The organism is Bradyrhizobium sp. B025, from assembly GCF_042257955.1.
GTDB classification, from domain to species: Bacteria; Pseudomonadota; Alphaproteobacteria; order Rhizobiales; family Xanthobacteraceae; genus Bradyrhizobium; species Bradyrhizobium diazoefficiens.
Map to the genome: position 1 here is coordinate 500,519 of NZ_CP170150.1, position 18,178 is coordinate 518,696.

Below are 18,178 nucleotides of genomic sequence, written 5' to 3' on the forward strand. Positions count from 1 at the left end.
GCAATCTGCATTTCGCTATCGCCTATGATTTACGAGGAATCCAAACAAAAACGGCGGGCATTTCTGCCGACCGCTGGTCGCCGCGTCCTGGTGAGCCATTAAGCTCGCCCGTTCCCCGTAGGCGGCGTTCGATCGCGAACGAATGAGTAGGCGCGAGGCTTTCGGCGTCTCGATCCGTCACCAATGCACATGGGAGTATCGCCGCCGCCACGTGCTGATCCCGCTCGCTTTCATGTGGGTCTTAAGTCCGTTCCGCATCAAAGCCGACATGGAGAAACGGTTCGGTTATGGCCGCTAAGGGCCACAAGCCGTCATTGGAGGCTAACACGTCAGTCCGTTCACGGCGGAAATCCCGCTACCTTGATCTGACGAGTTCGGTGCTAGCTGCGGGTTGACGGGATCGGGCGAAAATGAAACGAGATGTCACGGGTATGTCCGCTTCCGCTCGACCGTCCTGACCGATTAGGATCAATCCGGCGCCGCCGTTTGCCACATTCAGAATAATCGGCTCGCCACTCCACGTCTTGATCGGCTCCATTCCGATGATGAGAAATTCGCCCATGGGCTGGTCGAAATATTGGACACGCAATTGAGGGCCCACTTCGGCCGCAGCAAGTTTAAGGCCGCGCTGTTGGGCGCGTGCGTAAACGTCAGCCAAGGTCACGCTATCGGACGTGAACCCAAGCTCGGCTGGCGATACATTGGCAAGCTCCACATCTGTCTTCTGAGAGCCAACGGTGAACGTCGGTCGAGCAAGGATTTCAGCAGCCTGACCTCCGACATTGCAGCCCTTACTATCCAGCTCGTTGCGTAGCGTAAGAGGGTTGGCGAAGGTGCCTATTGTAATCGTCTTCCATGTCGCAACATCGCGAGCGGACACGATAAGATGTTGGGACGCTGGGGCTGAGCGCGTCTTAAGCTTTAGCTGGTTCTGCAAGACGTCGCGGGCTGCGCATTGAGCCGACGCGGGATTCGCGCAATGATGGACGAAAGCTGCACATAGCACGGGTATAATGAAATAATGACCCGTTCGTCCTACAATTGGAGGATCGCTGCCTGCCTTGCGAGCGGCTCGGCTTGTCTGAATAGACATGACAAAAATCGCTTTTCAGTAACGCTTGACAGAAAAAGGCCCGCCTCCGAGTCATGGGGAAGAACGGAGGGGAACGACGTCCATGAACATTCCCCGGCCGCCCTTGAAATGGGTCCGGAGGCGGGGCCTATGGCTCAAGTATTTCAATTTCCAAAATGGCAGGCGGCAGTCCGTAAACCTGTGATCGCCTGCCCCATCAGACCTAAGAGGAATGATGCCATTAAAAGATAGCACTCAGAGCAAATCCGCTCAACACCGAAAGTCAAGCGGACTAGTGCGCCGGGACGACTAATACGTTTATTCAATCACCTGATCCGCGCGGGCGAGCAACGTTGGCGGTACCCCGATGTTCAAGGCATTGGCCGTCTTGACATTAATCACCAACTCGAACTTTGCCGGCTGTTGAATCGGAAGCTCGGCAGGTTTGACGCCTTTGATGATCTTGTCGACGTATGCTGCGCCTCTCCTGAAGAGATCAACGAGATCAGGGCCGTAGCTCATCAGTGCTCCCATTTCGGCCGCATCGCGATAACCAAAAATCGTCGCTAGTTGTGCCTCCCGCGCAGCATCAACGATATTACGCCGATACGTCCATAGGAGCCCCTCTGGAAAAACAATGAGCCCCTCGACGTTTCCGCGAAGTGAACGGAACACAGTGTCGATGTCCTCGGCTCGCCGCACATCGTAAGCGTTGAGAGTAAGCTTTTGCGATTGTGCTGCCTGCTTCACCGCATCGAGGTAGAAACGGCTGCCGGGATTCGCAGAATTCCAAAGTGCGCCAATTCGAGTGAATTTAGGGGCTGCTTCGTGCAGAAGCTCGAGCATTTTGGCGTTTGTTTCCGGCGTGACCTCCAAAGAAAATCCAGTCAAGTTGCCACCGGGATGAGAGATGCTGGCAGCGAGGCCACCTCCTACGGGATTAACGACGGCAAGCGCGACGATTGGTATCTGTGCTGTAGCCTTCTTGATAGCAACAGCTGGCGGATGGCCAGCCGTGACAATCACGTCCGGCTCACTCTGGACCAACTCCCGCGCCACATCGTCATATTGGCTCTCATGACCAGCCATCCAACGGTACTGGATCGAGATGTCGCGCCCCTCACTATAACCTAACTCCTTCAATCCTCGCCTGAAGGAATCAGCAAGAGGGTTCGGACCCGCCGCAACCGAAAAGAAAACCACTCGCCATACTTTTCCTGGTCTCTGCGCCTTAACCGATCGCGGCGCGAGCACAGTGATAATCCCGCTTGCAACGAGGCCTCGTCTATCGATCATGCGACGCTCCTCTTAAAAGTGCGTTGCGCCTGTGCAACGGCACGATACACGCTTGTCCCCACCCGTGACCCGTGAAACAAGGTCGCAGCGAGAGAGGTGGTCAACCGTGAGGGCCCGCTCTGGGTCAAAAGCGTTGGTTTGACGCTGGGCTGCAAACTTCCGGTCTGCCCCAACGAGCCGACATGTAGCTGCACCGCGTCAACAGAAGAGATGGGCCAGATAAGTAGGCGCACTCACTTCATGAGTCGTGGCTTACCTGTGTACGTGCCCCAGTAGTCCAGTATTTCTTCAGGCACAGGGGCAATGCCGACCCTAGCCATATCGGCCCGATCCGAGGTCATCGTGCCCTTCGGCATGCAGTCGGCCGCGACAGATTCGAACCGATGACCACCGAACCACCCGGTCGGGTTGCCGCGTTCATCTATGTCCCAATAGAAACTTCGGCAATCGGTGTATGTGGAGGGTGGCGGCCCACACTGCTTGGGAGGCCCCGGATCGCAAAGAGATATCTGCCGATAGAAATGAAGCGGAACGCCTTCACAGGCGACGCTCCATTGTTGATTTGGATTTCTTCCGATCGAGCAAATCTCGGGGTGAAGCCTAAACGCGATATCAAGCTCCGGGACGCGCAACGTCGCGAGGGAGAGCTGGAGTAGCTGGTTAGGCGTCTCGGCGCGGATCGGCTCTAAGCCTATCACTACAACAACAGCTGCCATAATAACTGGGATAGACGCAGGCACCTTCATTCCCATCTCCAATCGGATGGCGTCTTGCGCCATAAAGATCAAGGCGAGCACTCGACCTCCAGCATGGCGGTCACCGCCGGAGAGGAGTGGGGCTGGTCGCTTCTGGGCCATGGAGGCGGCCAGCCTATCCGGCCGGTGACAGCGCGCAAGCTATTGAGTTTTGATTAAATGCCGGAGGGAGGGTGAGAAAGGCAAGTAGGGCATTTGAGCCCATGTAGACATGTATTTCACACGCGTACGCGTAGCTTAGTCTAGATGCCCTACTTACCTCACTCGATAAGGGTTTTTCCCATTTAATCAAAACGCCTTCGTCTCGCGAGCGCGGTGAATTGGCTTGGGGGTGGACGATATGGAGTCGCCGGTTTTGATTTAATGCTCCAGTTCGCTGCCGATCGGGACCAAAATCGGGGGCGTTAACCGTTTTTATTAACCTTTATCGCATCTGACACAATATCTGGTGTGATGTTCCGAAATTGCGTCAATTGGTAGTGGTTTCTGCCGTTCACGGTGATTCTCAGGGTCAACGGCCGAGCTTGGTCTTCGGACAATTTTAATCAAAAGCGGCGCTTCGGATGATCCGAACGACTGCTCGCGCTTCGGGATTGTCGAAGTGAGCCGAGATCGTTCGTGTACATACAACCGCAACCCGCGCGAGCGTTAACGATTCCCTAATGTGCTGAGCGCATGACTCGGGCGGTTTCGGCGGAGCCATGCATTTGCCCAGCAAACAGGCTGGCACGCGGCTTGCGCGACCCCGAAAAGATTCCATAACGGGTGCTATGCGAAACCGCTTAACCACGATCGGCCCCGTTGCTCTCGGCTTGGGCAAGATCATGGTGAAGGAAGCGTTGACGCGAACGAACAGCGACCTCGCTCCGCGTGCCGGCCGAGGTGGCCAGCCTCCGGGGCGAATTCGGAATGGCGGAAGTGGGTGGATCGAGCTACCGGGTGGGACCCAATTGAAAGGGCTCTCCGGAAACCGCTATGGGCCTTCGGACACAATCGCTATTCCGCTTGAAAGTCCGTTTCTGAAAAATAGGAGACGATTTCAAAATCGAGAATCGGATTCCGGATTCCGAAGAAAAGGCGGAGGTCGCAAAGACTGAGGATGCAAGGCTAGAGACCAAGCAGGTTCTTCATCACGATGCCAAAGAGAGTGATCAGCGCACCCGACACCGTAACGGCGGCTGTTGAGATCACGTTGTCTTTAACCTTCGTAGCGAATTGAACCAGTATGGGTTTGAGGACTGCGGCCAATGCCTCCAACCGTACCTGGGCAGCCTTCATCAGCCTGCCAGCCGCTGAAACTTCTGCCTCCCGCTGGTCTTTTTCATCGGGATCATCGAACGTGTTTGCCGCACTGACAGCTTGTTCAAGCCGGGTTATAGCCTCGATCGCTTCGGCGTAGCTCTTGCTGTTGTGATCGAGTCGCACCACACGGTCGGATGCTGGCACCTCATCGGCACGTGCGAACTCGGCTTCGAGGTGGCGACGCAGCTCGCGCGCCATTGGTTGAAAAATTTGCTCGATCACGCCGTGTGTCAGCTCGTTAAGATCGCTAGACGAATAGACGAATGCGTGTGCGAACTGCCAAGCAGCCTCCTTGCCGGCTGCGAAGTGCCGAAAAAGCAACAGCTTCATGCCGAGTTGCTGCTTTCGGTCTGCTGGATATCGCAGTGTGCCGCTGCCGGCCCCGGTTTGGCGCGTCTTTTGTTCGGCGTACCAATTGTCGAAATCGAGCCCGCTCTCCAAATGCGCGACGATCTCATTGACGCCGGGCGTCTCTTTCAGATGCCTGAACCAGCTCCGCAAGTGATCGGGAAGAAACTGGTGGCGGGACCGAGAAACCTCATCTGTGAGTTCATCGTATACGGCCCGGAAATTGGCGAAGTCGCTCATAGAAGCCCCGCGAGCTGTGATAAACTTCCGACTCAGATCAGCGTGATACCCGAATATGGCAGAACAGCCCCAAAGCGCCACTGCTGGCACTATCCAATTGACACTTCGCGCGGACGGTGTTGCGGCACCAGCTCATCGGGCGGCAGCGATCTGCCGCGAGGTCGTGGATCTCTATTTCGATGCCCTGTCCAAAACTGATCTTTCTCAACCACCTTCCGCACCGGGCGATGCGTTCTTCCGGTTCAATATCAGAGGACCTGAGCTGTCTACCGAAGAACGAAGAGGTGCGCATGAGCGCTGGGTCTTGATCAAGGCGTTCCAGGATCTAATGCGCGGCGTCAGGGGATCGCTAGAGGAAGCATATTTCTTCATCGCGCTGCTAAGAGAAGGAAGGATTAGGGCTCCGACAAGCGCAACGCTGGAGGATATACTCGCTCCCTATCGGGCCAAAGCACAAGCAATGAACTTTCCAAACCTGATGGAGCATGTAAATCGCGGCCTCGAAAAGCCGGTACCGTTTGCGGAGGCTTACGGCTCACTGCAATCCGCGCGAAATTGTTTGGAGCATCGCGATGGGATCATCGGGCGACGAGACGTCGATGCGGCCGGCATTCTCAAGATCAGCGTACCCAGAGCGAAAATCTTTGTCGAGCAAAGCGGAAGCGAGGTTGAGGTTTATAGGAATTTTTATGCAGAGGAGGACACGATAATCCAAATGCGGATGGAGACCCGCGATCTGATTTTTCGTTTGGGCGAACCCCTGAAAATTTCCGCAAGGGATTTTGATGATATCGCGTTCGCATGCGCGAACTTTGGCACAATGCTCGCTAATCAACTTCCTAAGGCACTTTTCCAGCCCAAGGTGCAAGGGAACGCTCGGACGGCCTCAGCGGTATCGGATTCTAAATGACTTGGATTATTGGCGCCTCCTCCCTGCTTGGCTACGGCGTTATGCTTTCCGACGTGCGGGTTACTTTCCCCAACGGGAGCACCGCGGACATGCTTAGAAAGGCGTTCCCGATCAGCCCGTACATTGCGGCGGGCTTCGCCGGGTCTGTTTACATCGGCTATCGGCTGCTGAGCAGTTTACACCAATTTCTCTTTATCCCACCTTCGGCGCCAGATCAGGTCGCGTGGCAGCCCGAATGGGTCGCAGAGCATTGGGCTCCGGAAGCCAGAAAAATCTTCTCATCTTGCCCCATCTCAGAGCAGAAATTGGGGGTTCGGTTTCTGATGGTCGGCGTCTCGCCTGATCAGGACATGGGCGCCCCGGAGATACCGCGGGTCTATCTCATTCGCTTCTCGGGTCCGCATTTCGTCCCGGGTTATATGCGCAAGGGATTGAATGTCGTCCATATCGGTAGCGGCTCGAACGTGAAACGCTACACGCGAGCGTTCCGCGAACACTTCCGTTTCGGCGCAAGTAGCTTGCGCGCCGAGATCGGGGGCCAGAATAGTTGGGCACAGATGCTTGGCACTACGGCCGACCTCATTACCGGTGAACATCCGGTGCAGGGCGTAAGCCCTCACATGCACGTCATTGTTTGTCGACTTGGCGACTTCGCGGAAGGCACAAACAACCGACGCACCTATATACCAAATGCATCGGAACCGGTTTCGTTCGAGATGCCCAAAGTGGCTTCTTCTTACGGCGAATTCCTGGAAATGTGTCGTGACCGTGTGGTCGGCGCTGAAGGCGCCGTAGGCTAATATCATCGCGCTACGGTGAATTTGCACCCGCTCCAAAGTGCGGCGGCGTTAGCGCGGTCAATCTCTCGTGAATTCGCGATCGAAAAACTTTTTCCAGCAACCCAGCAGTAGAGCCTTTCTATGATCGGAATCGAAGCATCCAAAATGTGCGTTTCGTCTCCGTACTTCATAGGCTGTACCGGACCACGTTTCTCACGGCGCGTTGTCGCGAGGGAGTGCGCAAGATGCTTGTCTCGGATGTTCATGACCGATGCCAGTCTCGTCGAACCAATTATTTCGCGGGCACTCGTTATCGATTCTTGCAACTCAGTCTTCGCTTTTGCGGCCTGTTCGTCGCCGAACTCTCGATTGGACCGCTTGACGGCTTCGTAAACAATTGCCGCTGTCTCAGGGTCGTCGGATGGATTCAGGATGCGACTTTCCATATCGCTCCAGTGTTTCCGCGTTTCATTTGCTAAGGCTTCTAAGATTTCATCATCGTCAATTAGTTCAACGACGGTTGGAATATTCTCCTTGTCGGGATCGGCGGAGTCCCAAAGCGCGCAGAGTCGTACGATCTCTATTTGATGCATGCTGCGTTGAAATACAGCAAAGGCGTTCGCCGCATAGGACTGCGGAATTTGCGATGCAAGGGTATTGGAGTAGACGACGAATGAGTTGTTTGAATGCAGCTCAAGAACATAGAGAAAGTGATCTAGAACCCGCGTGATCTTCGACTTCGCCAGGTCAATCCGCTTCTCTTTTGGCAATTGTTCGAACATACCTGTCCTCGGTGCGTAGCGCGCTGGGCGCGGCGAAACCCGGACTCACTCGGCGCGCTTGACCGGTGCCCAGTTTGAAAAGTGGCGCCGGGCGGTGCGGCGGGCTCTTCGCCACGCGTCAATCTCATCGACGAGCGCCCTTATAGTGCGCTCACCTTGGCGCGGCGATTGAGCGACCATGGCGCGAAGGTATTCCGCGGCGAAGGCGTCGCTGTCGCCGCCTTCTCGCTCGATGTCGATAGCAATCTGTTGAATGCGGCGCTCGCGCACCGCTCTATCCGTCTCCCCCATGAGCACCAGCGTAGAACACGGCGGCCCCGAGTCAAGCGATGTCAATTTGAGCTGCTGCACTCAGCATCGGTGGTGTTATTTTGGCTTGCGCACCTTGGCGGTGGCTGTTGGGATCTTGGCCATTGCGCTCTGGTTTAAGGTGATGGGATTTGCAGCGCATCGCTCCCAGATACGATTAAACTCCAGATGGAACAGGTGATAGAAGCCATCCGCATTCGGCGTAACGGACACGAGCCAGACCGGGGTCTGATCAACGTGAGGCCCACCTGGTAAGTAGTACTGAACCCAAACTGTCGAGTTTGTGATGATCAGCTTCCAGTTCGGCTGGCCCTCGTAGTAGCGGCCCTCGACCGAATAAGCTTGGTTGCGGAGCGTCCTCAGTCGCTTAACTGACTCTTTAATTGCTTTCTCATAGTCATTTGAATTGATGCCAACGGCAGCGGCTCGCCCCTTCATCTGCTTGCTGCCCGGTTTGCACAGAATTACTCGAATGTTACCGCGGAAGCTTTGAAGAGCGTCATGGAGGGGAGCACCCGGCTTTCCGAACGTATCAATTCCATTCGCCCCGAGGATGTAGACGAATTTGTTTTCAGGGCTAAGGATTTCCTCGCAGAGGGATTTCCACGGCGCGCCCTCTTCGCTCTGCTTGGCATGCGGGAAGCGACCTTCAATCCCGGCTTGCGTTACAAGCGCGTAGTTTGCATCTGCGCCACTGAGGATGGAGCTTTGCAGGTTCAAAATCGAATGAGCCCGCGATAGCAGGAACCCGAGTACGACTGTGACGACAACCAAGACGAGGATCACTGCCGACAGTAGAGGATGGTCGACGACAGCATCGTAGGGCCTTGATATCAGCCAATCTTGCACAAGGGCTGGCATTCCCTTGGCCGATTTCCAGAGGAGCGCTAACGCCTCATCGTGTGTTGGAACGTGGTCGAGATTGTAGAAATTTTGCAGGGCGGATAGGGCGTAAACGCCCGCCGCAGTGAGAAGAATGCTGCGCACATACTTCCAGCCTTCCGAGAAGGCATCGGTGGCCAAGTCTTTGGCGCCGGATTTGATCTTTGCAGGCAGGCTCACCGGTGGCCGCCATTAAGCGGCGCGTTGTTCTCCGGAAGCTCTGCCACGCCTAAATTGAGGCGCAAGAACCGGACGATCCAAATTAATTTTAGACTGTTCATAGTGAAGCTTTGCGTCCACGTAACGGGAACCAAGGAAAATTCCTCCGGCCACCGCGCCTAAGACGCCGCCAGCTATGCTCGCAACTGTAATGGCTTCAAACATGAAATTCCCCCGGATTCGATCTGGGTACCATCTCGGGTTGCAGTTCCCTAGAGTGTCGTGAATCGGTAAATAAAATATTGTGCTCAGTTGCACATTTGCAACACCTGGGCAACCGTTATTTTACGGATAGTTTGAACGTCTGTCACCGTCCAGCCGTTCCCGTTTCCGTCGCGGCCTTGATCCGGCCGATCGGGGATGTATGGTGAGGGCAGATTGGCGGCCACACGATGGCCACATGATCGAAAATCGCGAATCGATCTAAGCGATTGAAAATGAAGCGATTTGCGGGCGTAGTTCAATGGTAGAACGGCAGCTTCCCAAGCTGCATACGAGGGTTCGATTCCCTTCGCCCGCTCCATCCTGCTTCGCGCGAACGCGCTTCGCAGGATTTCCATTCTTCGGCAACGCGATGCAGGATGCCCTTCGAAGCTTTAGCGGAGAAGGGTGCTAACCTGGCAGGCTCCGCAAAAATTCGACGATCGCAGCATTCACCTCGGCCGGCCGTTCCTGCTGCGTCCAGTGTCCACAGCCCGGCAGGATCTTGATCTCGCGCAGCTGCGGCACGAATTGCTTCATGTTGGCGAGGTGCTCGGCGGCGCCGGGGAAGGCGATGACCATGTCGTGGTCGCCGGCGATGAAGAGCGAGGGCACCACCACCTTCACGCCCTCGAAGGCCCCCATCAGCTCCCAGTTGCGGTCGATGTTGCGGTAGTAGTTGAGCGGCCCGCGAAACCCGCTGCGGGCAAATTCGGCGCTGTAATAGTCGAGGTCGGTGGCGCTCAGCCACGACGGCAGCGGCACCTGCACCTTCGGCAACATGCCGTCCTTGCGGGAGACCATGCCGACGCCAACGGTTCTGCCGGCGCGCTCGGCGTTGGCGCGGATCGCCGCCGCCCCTTCGCCGGAACCGCCAAAGAGCATGGCGCCGAGCGTTGCGCGCGGATCCCGTTCGAACTCCGCTTCGGCGACCCCCGGCTCCTGGAAATACAGCTGGTAGAACTGCGCATCTGCCGTCTGCGGCATGACACTCGTCGGCCGCGCCTCGCTTCGCGGCCGATAGGGCACGCTGAGGATCGCGGCGGCGCGGAAGCGATCGGGCCGCAGGCGCGCCGTGTGCCAGGCGATCGTCGCGCCCCAGTCATGCCCGACGATGACGGCGTCCTTCACCTCGAGGGCGTCGAGTACGCCGACAAGATCGCCGACCATGTGGAGGATCGTGTACTGGTCGATCGCCTCGGGCCGGTCGCTCTTGCCGTAGCCGCGCATGTCGGGCGCGACCGCGTGGTAGCCGGCCGCCGCCAGCGCCTCGAGCTGATGCCGCCAGGAGTACCAGCCTTCCGGAAAGCCGTGGCAGAGCAGCACCATCGGCCCCTTGCCCTGCTCGGCGACGTTGAGGCTGATACCGTTGGCCTTGATCGTCCGTTGCGTTGGCTCGCCCATCTCGTCGCCTCCGGATCATTTGTGATTGGGGCGCATCCTAACCGACCCTACGAGCTCTGCGAAGATTCTAATATATTAGACTGCCGCTCACGGCGTTCGCCTCCGTCCGCGCTAAGCTCCCTCTCACCCTGATGGGTGGTGCGGTCTGTGGCCGGGCAATGTTCGGATGAAGACCATGGACCAGCAGAAACTCGACCGTGCGATCGGTCGTCGCTTGAAGACCCTGAGGACGCAGGCGGGCATGACGTTGAACGAACTTGCAGGCCGCTCCGGCGTCAGCCGGGCCATGATCGGGCGGGTGGAGCGGGCGCAGAGCAGTGCGACGGCGGCGCTGCTCAACAAGCTCTGCGCGGCGCTCGACGTCACGCTCAGCGACGTCGTCGCACTCGCGGAGAAGCCGCCGGAGCGGCTGATGCGGCTTGCCGACCAGCCGCATTGGCGTGATCCCGACAGCGGCTACCGCAGGCGCCATGCCTCGCCGCCGGATGCGGCAAGCGGCATCGAGATCATCGTCGTCGACCTGCCGGCCGGCGCGCGCGTCTCCTACAGCCCTTGGGGCCGCAACGCCTTCACCCAGCAGCTCCTGATGCTGGAGGGCGCGGTCTGCGTGCATATCGACGCCAAGACGGTTCGCTTGCGCGATGGCGACTGTCTCGACTTCGACGTGATGCGTGCGGTGACCTTCGAGAACGAAACCAGACAGGACGCGCGCTACGTCATCATCACGCGGCGCGGCACTTCTTACGGGAAAATGTGATGTCGCTGATCGTGCGGGACGCCACGCTGGAGGATGCCGAAGATATTTTGGCCATCTACAACCATGCCGCGATCAACACCACGGCGGTCTGGACCGACGGTCCGGTTGATCTCGAGTCGCGGCGCGCGTGGATCCGCGCGCGACGGGAAGCCGGCTATCCTGTTCTGGTCGCCATGAAGGGCAGGGATGTGGTTGGCTTCGCGTCCTTCGGCGATTTCCGTCCCTGGCCCGGCTATCGCCACACGGTCGAGAATTCCGTCTATGTCGACGAGCGGCATCATCGCGCGGGCATCGGCCGCGGCCTGATGGTAGCGCTGATCGAGCGCGCCACGGCGCTGAACAAGCACACGATGGTCGCCGCGATCGAGGCCTCGAATTCCGCCTCGATCGCGCTGCACGCCTCGTTCGGCTTTGCCGAGGTTGGTCGCATGCCGGAGGTCGGCTGCAAGTTCGGTCGCTGGCTCGATATGGTCCTCATGCAGATGCGGCTTGCAAGCGGAGTGAGGCCGTGACGATGCAGATCCGTCCCGGCGACACTTTCGATCCGCGCGTCGTCGCGCTGCTCGATCATCACGTCACGGCGGCGCGGGCGCAGACCGCGCCGGGCAGCGCCCATGCGCTCGATCTGGCGGGCCTTCGCGCGAGCGACGTCGCGTTCTGGACCGGCTGGGACGGCGAGACGCTGGTCGTCACCGGCGCGCTGAAGACGCTTTCGGCCACCCATGGCGAGGTCAAGTCGATGCACACGCTGCAGACCACGCGGCGGCGCGGCTTTGGTCGCGAGATGCTCCGCCACATCATCAGTGAAGCCCGCGCGCGGGGCTTGACGCGGCTCAGCCTCGAGACCGGCTCGTGGGACTATTTCAAGCCGGCCCACGCGCTGTACCAGGCGCATGGCTTCGTCCTCTGCGGCCCGTTCGAGGGCTATGTCGAGGACCGCAACAGCCTGTTTCTGACGCTGGATCTGAGCGGCCGCTGAGCTCTCCGGCCGACTGCCGCAGTGCAACCGGGGGCCGAAAATTCTTTCGCGCCCCTCAAAATGAGTTGCGTACCTCAAAAAACCTCTGCTAGCCTTCAGCCATGGCCGATACTCTCACCGCCGCCGCGCTGACGCTGAAGGACATCGCCCGCGAGGCGGGCGTCAGTCTCGCGACGGTGGATCGTGTGCTGCACAACCGCCCGGGCGTGCGGCCCGATACGGTCCGGCGCGTCAAGGCGGCGATCGAGCGCAACGCGTTCCAGCCGCACGTGGCCGCCGCAGAGCTCGCCCGCGGCCGCGCCCGCCGCTTTGCCTTCGTGATGCCGTTCGGGCCGAACCCGTTCATGCAGCAGATCGAGGCCTATCTCGGCGAGATGTCGGCCTGGCTCTCGGCCCGCCGCCTCGGTGTCGAGATGGTCGCAACCGACGTGTTCGATCCTTCCATGCTCGCAGCCTCGCTTGAGGCGCTGTCGGGCGATTTCGACGGCGTCGCCGTGGTGGCGCTGGATCATCCCGGCGTCCGCGCCGCGATCAACGATCTCGTCGATGCCGGCACCAAGGTGGTGACGCTGGTCTCGGACGTGCCGTCGTCGCGCCGCCACCATTATGTCGGCATCGACAACATCGCGGCGGGGCGCACCGCCGGCGCGCTGGTCGGGCGGCTGGTCGGCGGGCGCTCCGGCAAGGTCGCGATCGTCGCGGGCTCGCAGGGCCTGCGCGACCATGCCGAGCGCATCTTCGGCTTCAATCAGGTGATGGCGGCGGAATTCCCCGGTCTCAGCGTGCTGCCGGTGCTGGAAGGGCGCGACGAGGACGAACGTTCGGAACAGGTTCTGGCCCGGCTGCTCGGCAGGCATGCTGACATTGTCGGCCTTTATAATGTCGGCGCCGGCACACAAGGTGTCGCCAAGGCGTTGAGCGATGCCGGCCGCGATAAGCAGGTGGTGTTCGTCGGGCACGACGTCACGGCGCTGACGCGCCGGCTGCTGTTGCAGGGCGTGATGGATGCCGCGATCTCGCAGAATCCGGGACATGAGGCGCGCGCCGCCGTGCGCGTGCTGCTCGCGCTCGCCCGTGGCGAGCCCATCCTGCACGAACAGGAGAAGATCAGGATCGACATCGTGATGCGGGACAATCTGCCTTAGCGGCAGCGGATCGAACGGCCCGTTGCGGGCAAGGCGACGCAAGATCGCACACGGCGACAGGCGAAAGGGAGGACGGCGTGTATCTCGGATTGGACATCGGCACGTCCGGTGTGAAGGCGGTGCTCGTGAACGATGCCGGCGCGGTTGTCGCGACGGCGGCGCGCGAGCTTGCGCTGTCGCATCCGGCGCCGCTGTGGTCCGAGCAGGATCCCGACACCTGGGTCGATGCGGCGACCGGTGCGGTTGATGATCTCGCATCCCGCCATCCGCGCGAAGTCGCGCGGGTCGCTGGCATCGGACTGTCCGGCCAGATGCATGGCGCGACGCTGCTCGGCGAGGATGGGCGGCCGCTGCGCCCCGCCATCCTCTGGAACGACGGCCGCTCGCAGGCCGAATGCGTCGCACTGGAGCGGCGCTGTCCGTCGCTGCACACGATCGCCGGCAATCTCGCGATGCCCGGCTTCACCGCGCCGAAGCTGCTCTGGGTCGCGCGGCATGAGCCAAAGATCTTCGCGCGTGTCGCAAAGGTGCTGCTGCCGAAGGCTTATGTCCGCTATCGGCTGACCGGCGAGATGGTCGAGGACATGTCGGACGCGGCCGGCACGCTGTGGCTCGATGTCGGCCAGCGCCGCTGGTCGGCGCTGCTGCTGCATGCGACCGGCCTCGATCTCCACCACATGCCGCGCCTCGTCGAGGGCAGCGCGGTGAGCGCGGTGCTCGCGCCGGAATTCGCGCAGCGCTGGGGCATGGCAAAGGATGTCGTGGTCGCGGGCGGCGCCGGCGATAACGCCGCCAGCGCGATCGGGCTTGGCGCGATCGCGCCCGGCGATGCGTTTTTGTCACTGGGAACGTCAGGTGTGATGTTCCGTGTCACCGACCGCTTTGCGCCGGCGCCGGCTTCAGCCGTGCATGCGTTCTGCCACGCGCTACCCGGCCTGTGGCACCAGATGGGGGTGATGCTGTCGGCGGCGGCCTCGCTCGCCTGGCTCGCGAGCGTGATGGAGACGCCGGCCGCCGCGCTGCTGGCGCCGCTCGGCGAGCGCGTCGATGGGCCGAGCCCGATAAGATTCCTGCCATATCTCGACGGCGAGCGCACGCCGCACAACGACGCCGCCGCCAGCGGCGCCTTCGTCGGTCTGCGCGGCGCGACCGGGCGCGGCCAGATCGTGCAGGCCGTGCTCGAAGGCGTCGCCTTTGCCGCGCGCGACAATCTGGCGGCACTGAGCGCGGCGAGCGGGCCGATCGTGGAAGTCGATCTCGTCGGCGGTGGCTCGCGCTCGCCGCTCTGGGCCCAGATCTGCGCCGACGTGCTCGGCATTACCGTCCACCGCGTCGAGGAAGGCGAGGTGGGTGCCGCGCTCGGCGCCGCGCGGCTCGGACGCCTTGCCGCCACCGGTGAAGATCCTGCTGAAGTTTGCACGCGCCCGCGCCGGCTTGCGAGTTTCGCACCCCGCGCATCCGTGACCGCCGCCTATGACGAGGCCTATCGCCGCTGGCGCGCGCTTTATCCCGCGTTGAAGGAGTCCGCTTAAGTGAACGTGTCAGCCAAATTCTTCGAGGAAAGCACGCCTGTCGCCTTCGCCGGCCAAGATGCCGGACAAGCGCCCGCCTTCCGCTGGTACGACAAGGACCGCCTCGTCCACGGCCGCCGGCTCGAGGATCACCTGCGCTTTGCGGTCTGCTACTGGCACTCCTTCTGCTGGCCGGGCGGCGATCCCTTCGGCGGCGAGACGTTCCTGCGGCCCTGGCATCGCGGCACCGACGCGATGGCGCAGGCACGGGCCAAGGCTGATGTCGCCTTCGAGCTGTTCCGGCTGCTGGACGTGCCCTTCTTCACCTTCCACGACGTCGATGCGGCGCCGGAGGGTGCTTCGCTCGCGGAGTCGGTCGCCAACCTCAACGCGATCGCCGATCTGTTCGAAGCGAAGATGACCTCGGCCAAAGTCCGGCTGCTCTGGGGCACCGCCAATCTGTTCACGCATCGCCGCTACATGGCGGGCGCCGCGACCAATCCGGACCCTGACATCTTCACCTATGCCGCCGGCCAGGTCCGCGCCGCGCTGGAGGTGACGCACCGGCTCGGCGGCCAGAACTACGTGCTGTGGGGCGGCCGCGAGGGCTACGAGACGCTGCTCAACACCGATCTCAAGCGCGAGCTCGACCAGCTCGGCCGCTTCATCTCGCTCGTCGTCGAGCACAAGCACAAGATCGGCTTCAAGGGCCCGATCCTGATCGAGCCGAAGCCGAAGGAGCCGACCAAGCATCAATATGATTTCGACGTCGCCACCTGTTACGGCTTCCTCGCGCGCTACGACCTGCTCAAGGACGTCAAGCTCAACATCGAGCAGAACCACGCCATTCTCGCCGGCCATTCCTTCCATCACGAGGTCGCGCTCGCCGAGGCGCTCGGTGTCTTCGGCTCGCTCGACGTCAACCGCGGCGACGATCTGCTCGGCTGGGACACCGACCAGTTCGCGATGAACGTGCCGGAGCTGGCGCTGGTGTTCCACGAGATACTGAACCGCGGCGGCTTCACGTCCGGCGGGCTCAATTTCGACGCCAAGATCCGGCGCCAGTCGATCGACCCCGACGATCTGATCCACGCCCATGTCGGCTCGATGGATGCCTGCGCGCGCGCCTTCCTTGCCGCCGCCGACATGCTTGATGCCGGCGCCCTCACCGCACCGCTCGACAAGCGCTACGAGGGATGGGCCGGCTCCGAGGGCCGCGCCATTCTCGGCGGCCAGCGCTCGCTCGCCGATCTCGCCGATCGTGCGCTCGGCCCCGGTTTCGACCCGCAGCCACGCTCGGGACGGCAGGAATATCTGGAATCCCTCGTCAACCGCTATGTCTGAGGAAGGCCGCTGATGACAAGTGCTGAGGCAACACCGGTGCTCCAACTCTCCGGCATCGGCAAGGAGTTCGGCGCGATCCGCGCGCTGCATGACGTCGACATGCAGGTCTTCCCCGGCGAGGTGGTCGGCCTGATGGGCGACAACGGCGCGGGCAAGTCGACGCTGGTCAAGATCATCGCGGGCAATTTCCGCCCCAGCCATGGCGAGATCCGCTTTGCCGGCAGCGCGGTTCATTTCAACCGGCCCGTCGATGCCCGCACGGTCGGGATCGAGGTCGTCTATCAGGATCTTGCGCTGGCCGACAATCTGACCGCGGCCGCCAACGTCTTCCTCGGCCGCGAGCTGAAGCGAAAATTCGGCCCGTTCGCCTTGCTCGACCACAAGGCGATGGCGGCGCGCGCGCTGGAATTGTTCGGCGAGTTGCGCTCGGAGACGCGCCCCGACGACCTCGTCAAGCAGATGTCGGGCGGCCAGCGCCAGGCGGTCGCGATCGCGCGGACGCGGCTCTCCAATGCACGGCTGGTGATGATGGACGAGCCGACCGCCGCGATCTCGGTCCGCCAGGTCGAGCAGGTGCTGAGCCTGATCCACCGGCTCAAGGAGCAGGGCGTCGCCGTGATGCTGATCTCGCACCGCATGCCCGACGTGTTCGCCGTGTGCGACCGCGTGATCGTCATGCGCCGCGGCGAGAAGCGGGCCGACAAGGCGATTCAGGCGACGTCCCCCGAGGAAGTCACTGCCCTCATCACCGGCGCGAAGGAGGCGGCGTGATGGCCATGCCCCTGGAATCCCCGATCACCTTCTCCAATATCGGCAAGATCAAGTGGTGGCAGCGCGGCATCTTCGCCTCCCAGACCGGCTACGTGCTGCTCGCGCTGGCCGTGCTGCTGGTGATCATGCATTTCGCCAGCCCGTATTTCTTCACCCAGGGCAACATGCAGAACGTGGCGAAGAATTTTTCCTTCATCGCCATCGCCACCCTCGGCGTCACCTTCGTGATCATCACCGGCGGCATCGATCTCTCGGTCGGCTCGATGATGTGCTTCTCGGCCATGATCACCTCGATGGTCATGACCGAGCTGTCGACGCCGGGCGGGCTCGGCGCCTCGCTCTTCGTGCATATGGCGGCCGACGGCAAGACGGTGCTGGCCAATGTCCCCGGCCTGATCCTGCTGATCTCCGTCGTCGCGGGCCTTGGCGTCGCGCTGATCGCCGGTCTCGTCAACGGCTTCTGCATCGCGGTGCTGGGCCTGTCGCCGTTCGTGACCACGCTCGGCATGCTCTCGATCGTGCGCGGGCTCGGCTATGTCGTCTCCAACGGGCGCGGCAGCTTTCCTGGCGGGCCTGACGCTGATTACTTCTACGCGCTCACCTCGGGCGACGTGCTCGGCGTGCCCGTACCGTTCATTTATCTCGTGGTCCTTGCGCTGGCGATGGCGGTGGTGCTGCACCACACCTCGTTCGGCCGCCACGTCTTCGCGCTCGGCGGCAACGAGAAGGCGGCCGAACTGACCGGCATCCCGGTCGTGCGCGTGAAGATCGAGGTCTATGTGCTCTGCGCGCTCGCCGCAGGCCTCCAGGGCATCATCATCTCCGGCTGGCTCGGATCGGCACCCGCCAACATGGCGACCTCCTACGAGCTCAACGTGATCGCGGCGGCCGTCATCGGCGGCGCCAACCTTGCCGGCGGCATCGGCGGGCCGCTGGGGGCCATTGTCGGCTGCGTGCTGCTGGAAGTGATCCGCAACGGTCTCGTGCTGGCACAGGTCAGCTCCTACTGGCAGCAGACGCTGGTGGGCGTGATCATCATCCTGGCCGTGCTGGTCGATCGTGTGCGCTCGCGGATGATCTGAAAGTGACGTCGTTCGGGAGGACCACGAAAATGCCGCCTGTCCGCTTCCCGGACGAACTTGAGAGGACAGGCGCCAAAGAAGGGTGGAGGA

General features: G+C 61.1%; 18 protein-coding genes and 1 tRNA gene. 11 read left to right on the forward strand and 8 right to left on the reverse strand.

The window, feature by feature from the left end:
• Window positions 1-355: 355 nt before the first annotated feature.
• From ACE10W_RS02290 to ACE10W_RS02305, 4 genes are all read right to left on the reverse strand, one after another.
• On the reverse strand, window positions 356-880 hold the full coding sequence (locus tag ACE10W_RS02290) for a hypothetical protein (protein ID WP_342714258.1): 525 nt from the start codon (window positions 878-880) through the stop codon (window positions 356-358).
• 510 nt (window positions 881-1,390) lie between these two features.
• Window positions 1,391-2,368 (reverse strand): ABC transporter substrate-binding protein, encoded by a 978-nt coding sequence (locus ACE10W_RS02295; protein WP_110115888.1) that lies wholly within the window; start codon window positions 2,366-2,368, stop codon window positions 1,391-1,393.
• Window positions 2,369-2,601: 233 nt separating this feature from the next.
• Complete coding sequence (locus ACE10W_RS02300) at window positions 2,602-3,165, reverse strand: hypothetical protein (RefSeq protein ID WP_110115889.1); 564 nt, start codon at window positions 3,163-3,165, stop codon at window positions 2,602-2,604.
• 1,065 nt (window positions 3,166-4,230) lie between these two features.
• The gene (locus ACE10W_RS02305) at window positions 4,231-5,013 is read right to left on the reverse strand and encodes a hypothetical protein (protein ID WP_110115890.1); all 783 of its coding nucleotides are present in this window, start codon (window positions 5,011-5,013) and stop codon (window positions 4,231-4,233) included.
• Window positions 5,014-5,068: 55 nt separating this feature from the next.
• Between ACE10W_RS02305 and ACE10W_RS02310 the strand changes: the two genes are divergently transcribed.
• Both ACE10W_RS02310 and ACE10W_RS02315 read left to right on the forward strand, forming a co-directional pair.
• A complete protein-coding gene (locus ACE10W_RS02310) occupies window positions 5,069-5,923 on the forward strand; it encodes a hypothetical protein (RefSeq protein WP_162603475.1) in 855 nt (284 codons plus the stop codon).
• Window positions 5,920-6,723, forward strand: a complete 804-nt coding sequence (locus ACE10W_RS02315; protein ID WP_110115892.1) for a hypothetical protein — start codon at window positions 5,920-5,922, stop codon at window positions 6,721-6,723. Before ACE10W_RS02310 ends, ACE10W_RS02315 begins: the two co-directional genes overlap by 4 nt.
• A 2-nt stretch (window positions 6,724-6,725) precedes the next feature.
• Here ACE10W_RS02315 and ACE10W_RS02320 read toward each other — a convergent pair whose 3' ends face one another.
• The 3 genes from ACE10W_RS02320 to ACE10W_RS02330 form a co-directional block, all read right to left on the reverse strand.
• Complete coding sequence (locus ACE10W_RS02320) at window positions 6,726-7,484, reverse strand: hypothetical protein (protein WP_110115893.1); 759 nt, start codon at window positions 7,482-7,484, stop codon at window positions 6,726-6,728.
• 45 nt (window positions 7,485-7,529) lie between these two features.
• A complete protein-coding gene (locus ACE10W_RS02325) occupies window positions 7,530-7,754 on the reverse strand; it encodes a hypothetical protein (RefSeq protein WP_110115894.1) in 225 nt (74 codons plus the stop codon).
• Between the two features lie 96 nt (window positions 7,755-7,850).
• Window positions 7,851-8,855, reverse strand: coding sequence for a hypothetical protein (locus ACE10W_RS02330; RefSeq protein WP_110115895.1), 1,005 nt, complete (start codon window positions 8,853-8,855; stop codon window positions 7,851-7,853).
• A gap of 488 nt (window positions 8,856-9,343) precedes the next feature.
• Here ACE10W_RS02330 and ACE10W_RS02335 point away from each other — a divergent pair.
• Window positions 9,344-9,417: transfer RNA gene (locus ACE10W_RS02335), tRNA-Gly, on the forward strand.
• Window positions 9,418-9,506: 89 nt separating this feature from the next.
• Here the strand turns inward: ACE10W_RS02335 and ACE10W_RS02340 are convergent.
• Window positions 9,507-10,499 (reverse strand): alpha/beta fold hydrolase, encoded by a 993-nt coding sequence (locus ACE10W_RS02340; protein ID WP_161533057.1) that lies wholly within the window; start codon window positions 10,497-10,499, stop codon window positions 9,507-9,509.
• Between the two features lie 175 nt (window positions 10,500-10,674).
• Here ACE10W_RS02340 and ACE10W_RS02345 point away from each other — a divergent pair, with 175 nt between their 5' ends.
• The 8 genes from ACE10W_RS02345 (at window position 10,675) to ACE10W_RS02380 (ending at window position 18,088) form a co-directional block, all read left to right on the forward strand.
• Window positions 10,675-11,256, forward strand: a complete 582-nt coding sequence (locus tag ACE10W_RS02345) for a helix-turn-helix domain-containing protein (RefSeq protein WP_063921603.1) — start codon at window positions 10,675-10,677, stop codon at window positions 11,254-11,256.
• A complete protein-coding gene (locus tag ACE10W_RS02350; protein ID WP_304550611.1) occupies window positions 11,256-11,768 on the forward strand; it encodes a GNAT family N-acetyltransferase in 513 nt (170 codons plus the stop codon). The genes ACE10W_RS02345 and ACE10W_RS02350 overlap by 1 nt, the downstream gene beginning before the upstream one ends.
• Before the next feature lie 2 nt (window positions 11,769-11,770).
• Window positions 11,771-12,235, forward strand: coding sequence for a GNAT family N-acetyltransferase (locus ACE10W_RS02355; RefSeq protein ID WP_028172791.1), 465 nt, complete (start codon window positions 11,771-11,773; stop codon window positions 12,233-12,235).
• Between the two features lie 101 nt (window positions 12,236-12,336).
• On the forward strand, window positions 12,337-13,380 hold the full coding sequence (locus ACE10W_RS02360; protein WP_304550613.1) for a LacI family DNA-binding transcriptional regulator: 1,044 nt from the start codon (window positions 12,337-12,339) through the stop codon (window positions 13,378-13,380).
• 77 nt (window positions 13,381-13,457) lie between these two features.
• Window positions 13,458-14,912 (forward strand): xylulokinase, encoded by a 1,455-nt coding sequence (xylB, locus tag ACE10W_RS02365; protein WP_028172793.1) that lies wholly within the window; start codon window positions 13,458-13,460, stop codon window positions 14,910-14,912.
• Window positions 14,913-16,235: a xylose isomerase gene (gene xylA / locus ACE10W_RS02370; protein ID WP_028172794.1), complete on the forward strand. Its 1,323-nt coding sequence runs from the start codon at window positions 14,913-14,915 to the stop codon at window positions 16,233-16,235.
• Window positions 16,236-16,247: 12 nt separating this feature from the next.
• A complete protein-coding gene (locus ACE10W_RS02375) occupies window positions 16,248-17,006 on the forward strand; it encodes an ATP-binding cassette domain-containing protein (protein WP_011083940.1) in 759 nt (252 codons plus the stop codon).
• A complete protein-coding gene (locus tag ACE10W_RS02380) occupies window positions 17,006-18,088 on the forward strand; it encodes an ABC transporter permease (RefSeq protein WP_304550617.1) in 1,083 nt (360 codons plus the stop codon). The genes ACE10W_RS02375 and ACE10W_RS02380 overlap by 1 nt, the downstream gene beginning before the upstream one ends.
• The last annotated feature ends 90 nt before the right edge of the window (window positions 18,089-18,178 follow it).

Bases quoted from the DNA above. Each gene is read 5' to 3' on its own strand.
- ACE10W_RS02310 (WP_162603475.1), top strand. From the start codon at position 5,069: ATGGCAGAACAGCCCCAAAGCGCCACTGCTGGCACTATCCAATTGACA.
- ACE10W_RS02380 (WP_304550617.1), top strand. From the start codon at position 17,006: ATGGCCATGCCCCTGGAATCCCCGATCACCTTCTCCAATATCGGCAAG.
- ACE10W_RS02355 (WP_028172791.1), top strand. From the start codon at position 11,771: ATGCAGATCCGTCCCGGCGACACTTTCGATCCGCGCGTCGTCGCGCTG.
- ACE10W_RS02315 (WP_110115892.1), top strand. From the start codon at position 5,920: ATGACTTGGATTATTGGCGCCTCCTCCCTGCTTGGCTACGGCGTTATG.
- ACE10W_RS02350 (WP_304550611.1), top strand. From the start codon at position 11,256: ATGTCGCTGATCGTGCGGGACGCCACGCTGGAGGATGCCGAAGATATT.
- ACE10W_RS02375 (WP_011083940.1), top strand. From the start codon at position 16,248: ATGACAAGTGCTGAGGCAACACCGGTGCTCCAACTCTCCGGCATCGGC.
- ACE10W_RS02360 (WP_304550613.1), top strand. From the start codon at position 12,337: ATGGCCGATACTCTCACCGCCGCCGCGCTGACGCTGAAGGACATCGCC.
- ACE10W_RS02305 (WP_110115890.1), bottom strand. From the start codon at position 5,013: ATGAGCGACTTCGCCAATTTCCGGGCCGTATACGATGAACTCACAGAT.
- ACE10W_RS02345 (WP_063921603.1), top strand. From the start codon at position 10,675: ATGGACCAGCAGAAACTCGACCGTGCGATCGGTCGTCGCTTGAAGACC.
- ACE10W_RS02295 (WP_110115888.1), bottom strand. From the start codon at position 2,368: ATGATCGATAGACGAGGCCTCGTTGCAAGCGGGATTATCACTGTGCTC.
- ACE10W_RS02320 (WP_110115893.1), bottom strand. From the start codon at position 7,484: ATGTTCGAACAATTGCCAAAAGAGAAGCGGATTGACCTGGCGAAGTCG.
- ACE10W_RS02340 (WP_161533057.1), bottom strand. From the start codon at position 10,499: ATGGGCGAGCCAACGCAACGGACGATCAAGGCCAACGGTATCAGCCTC.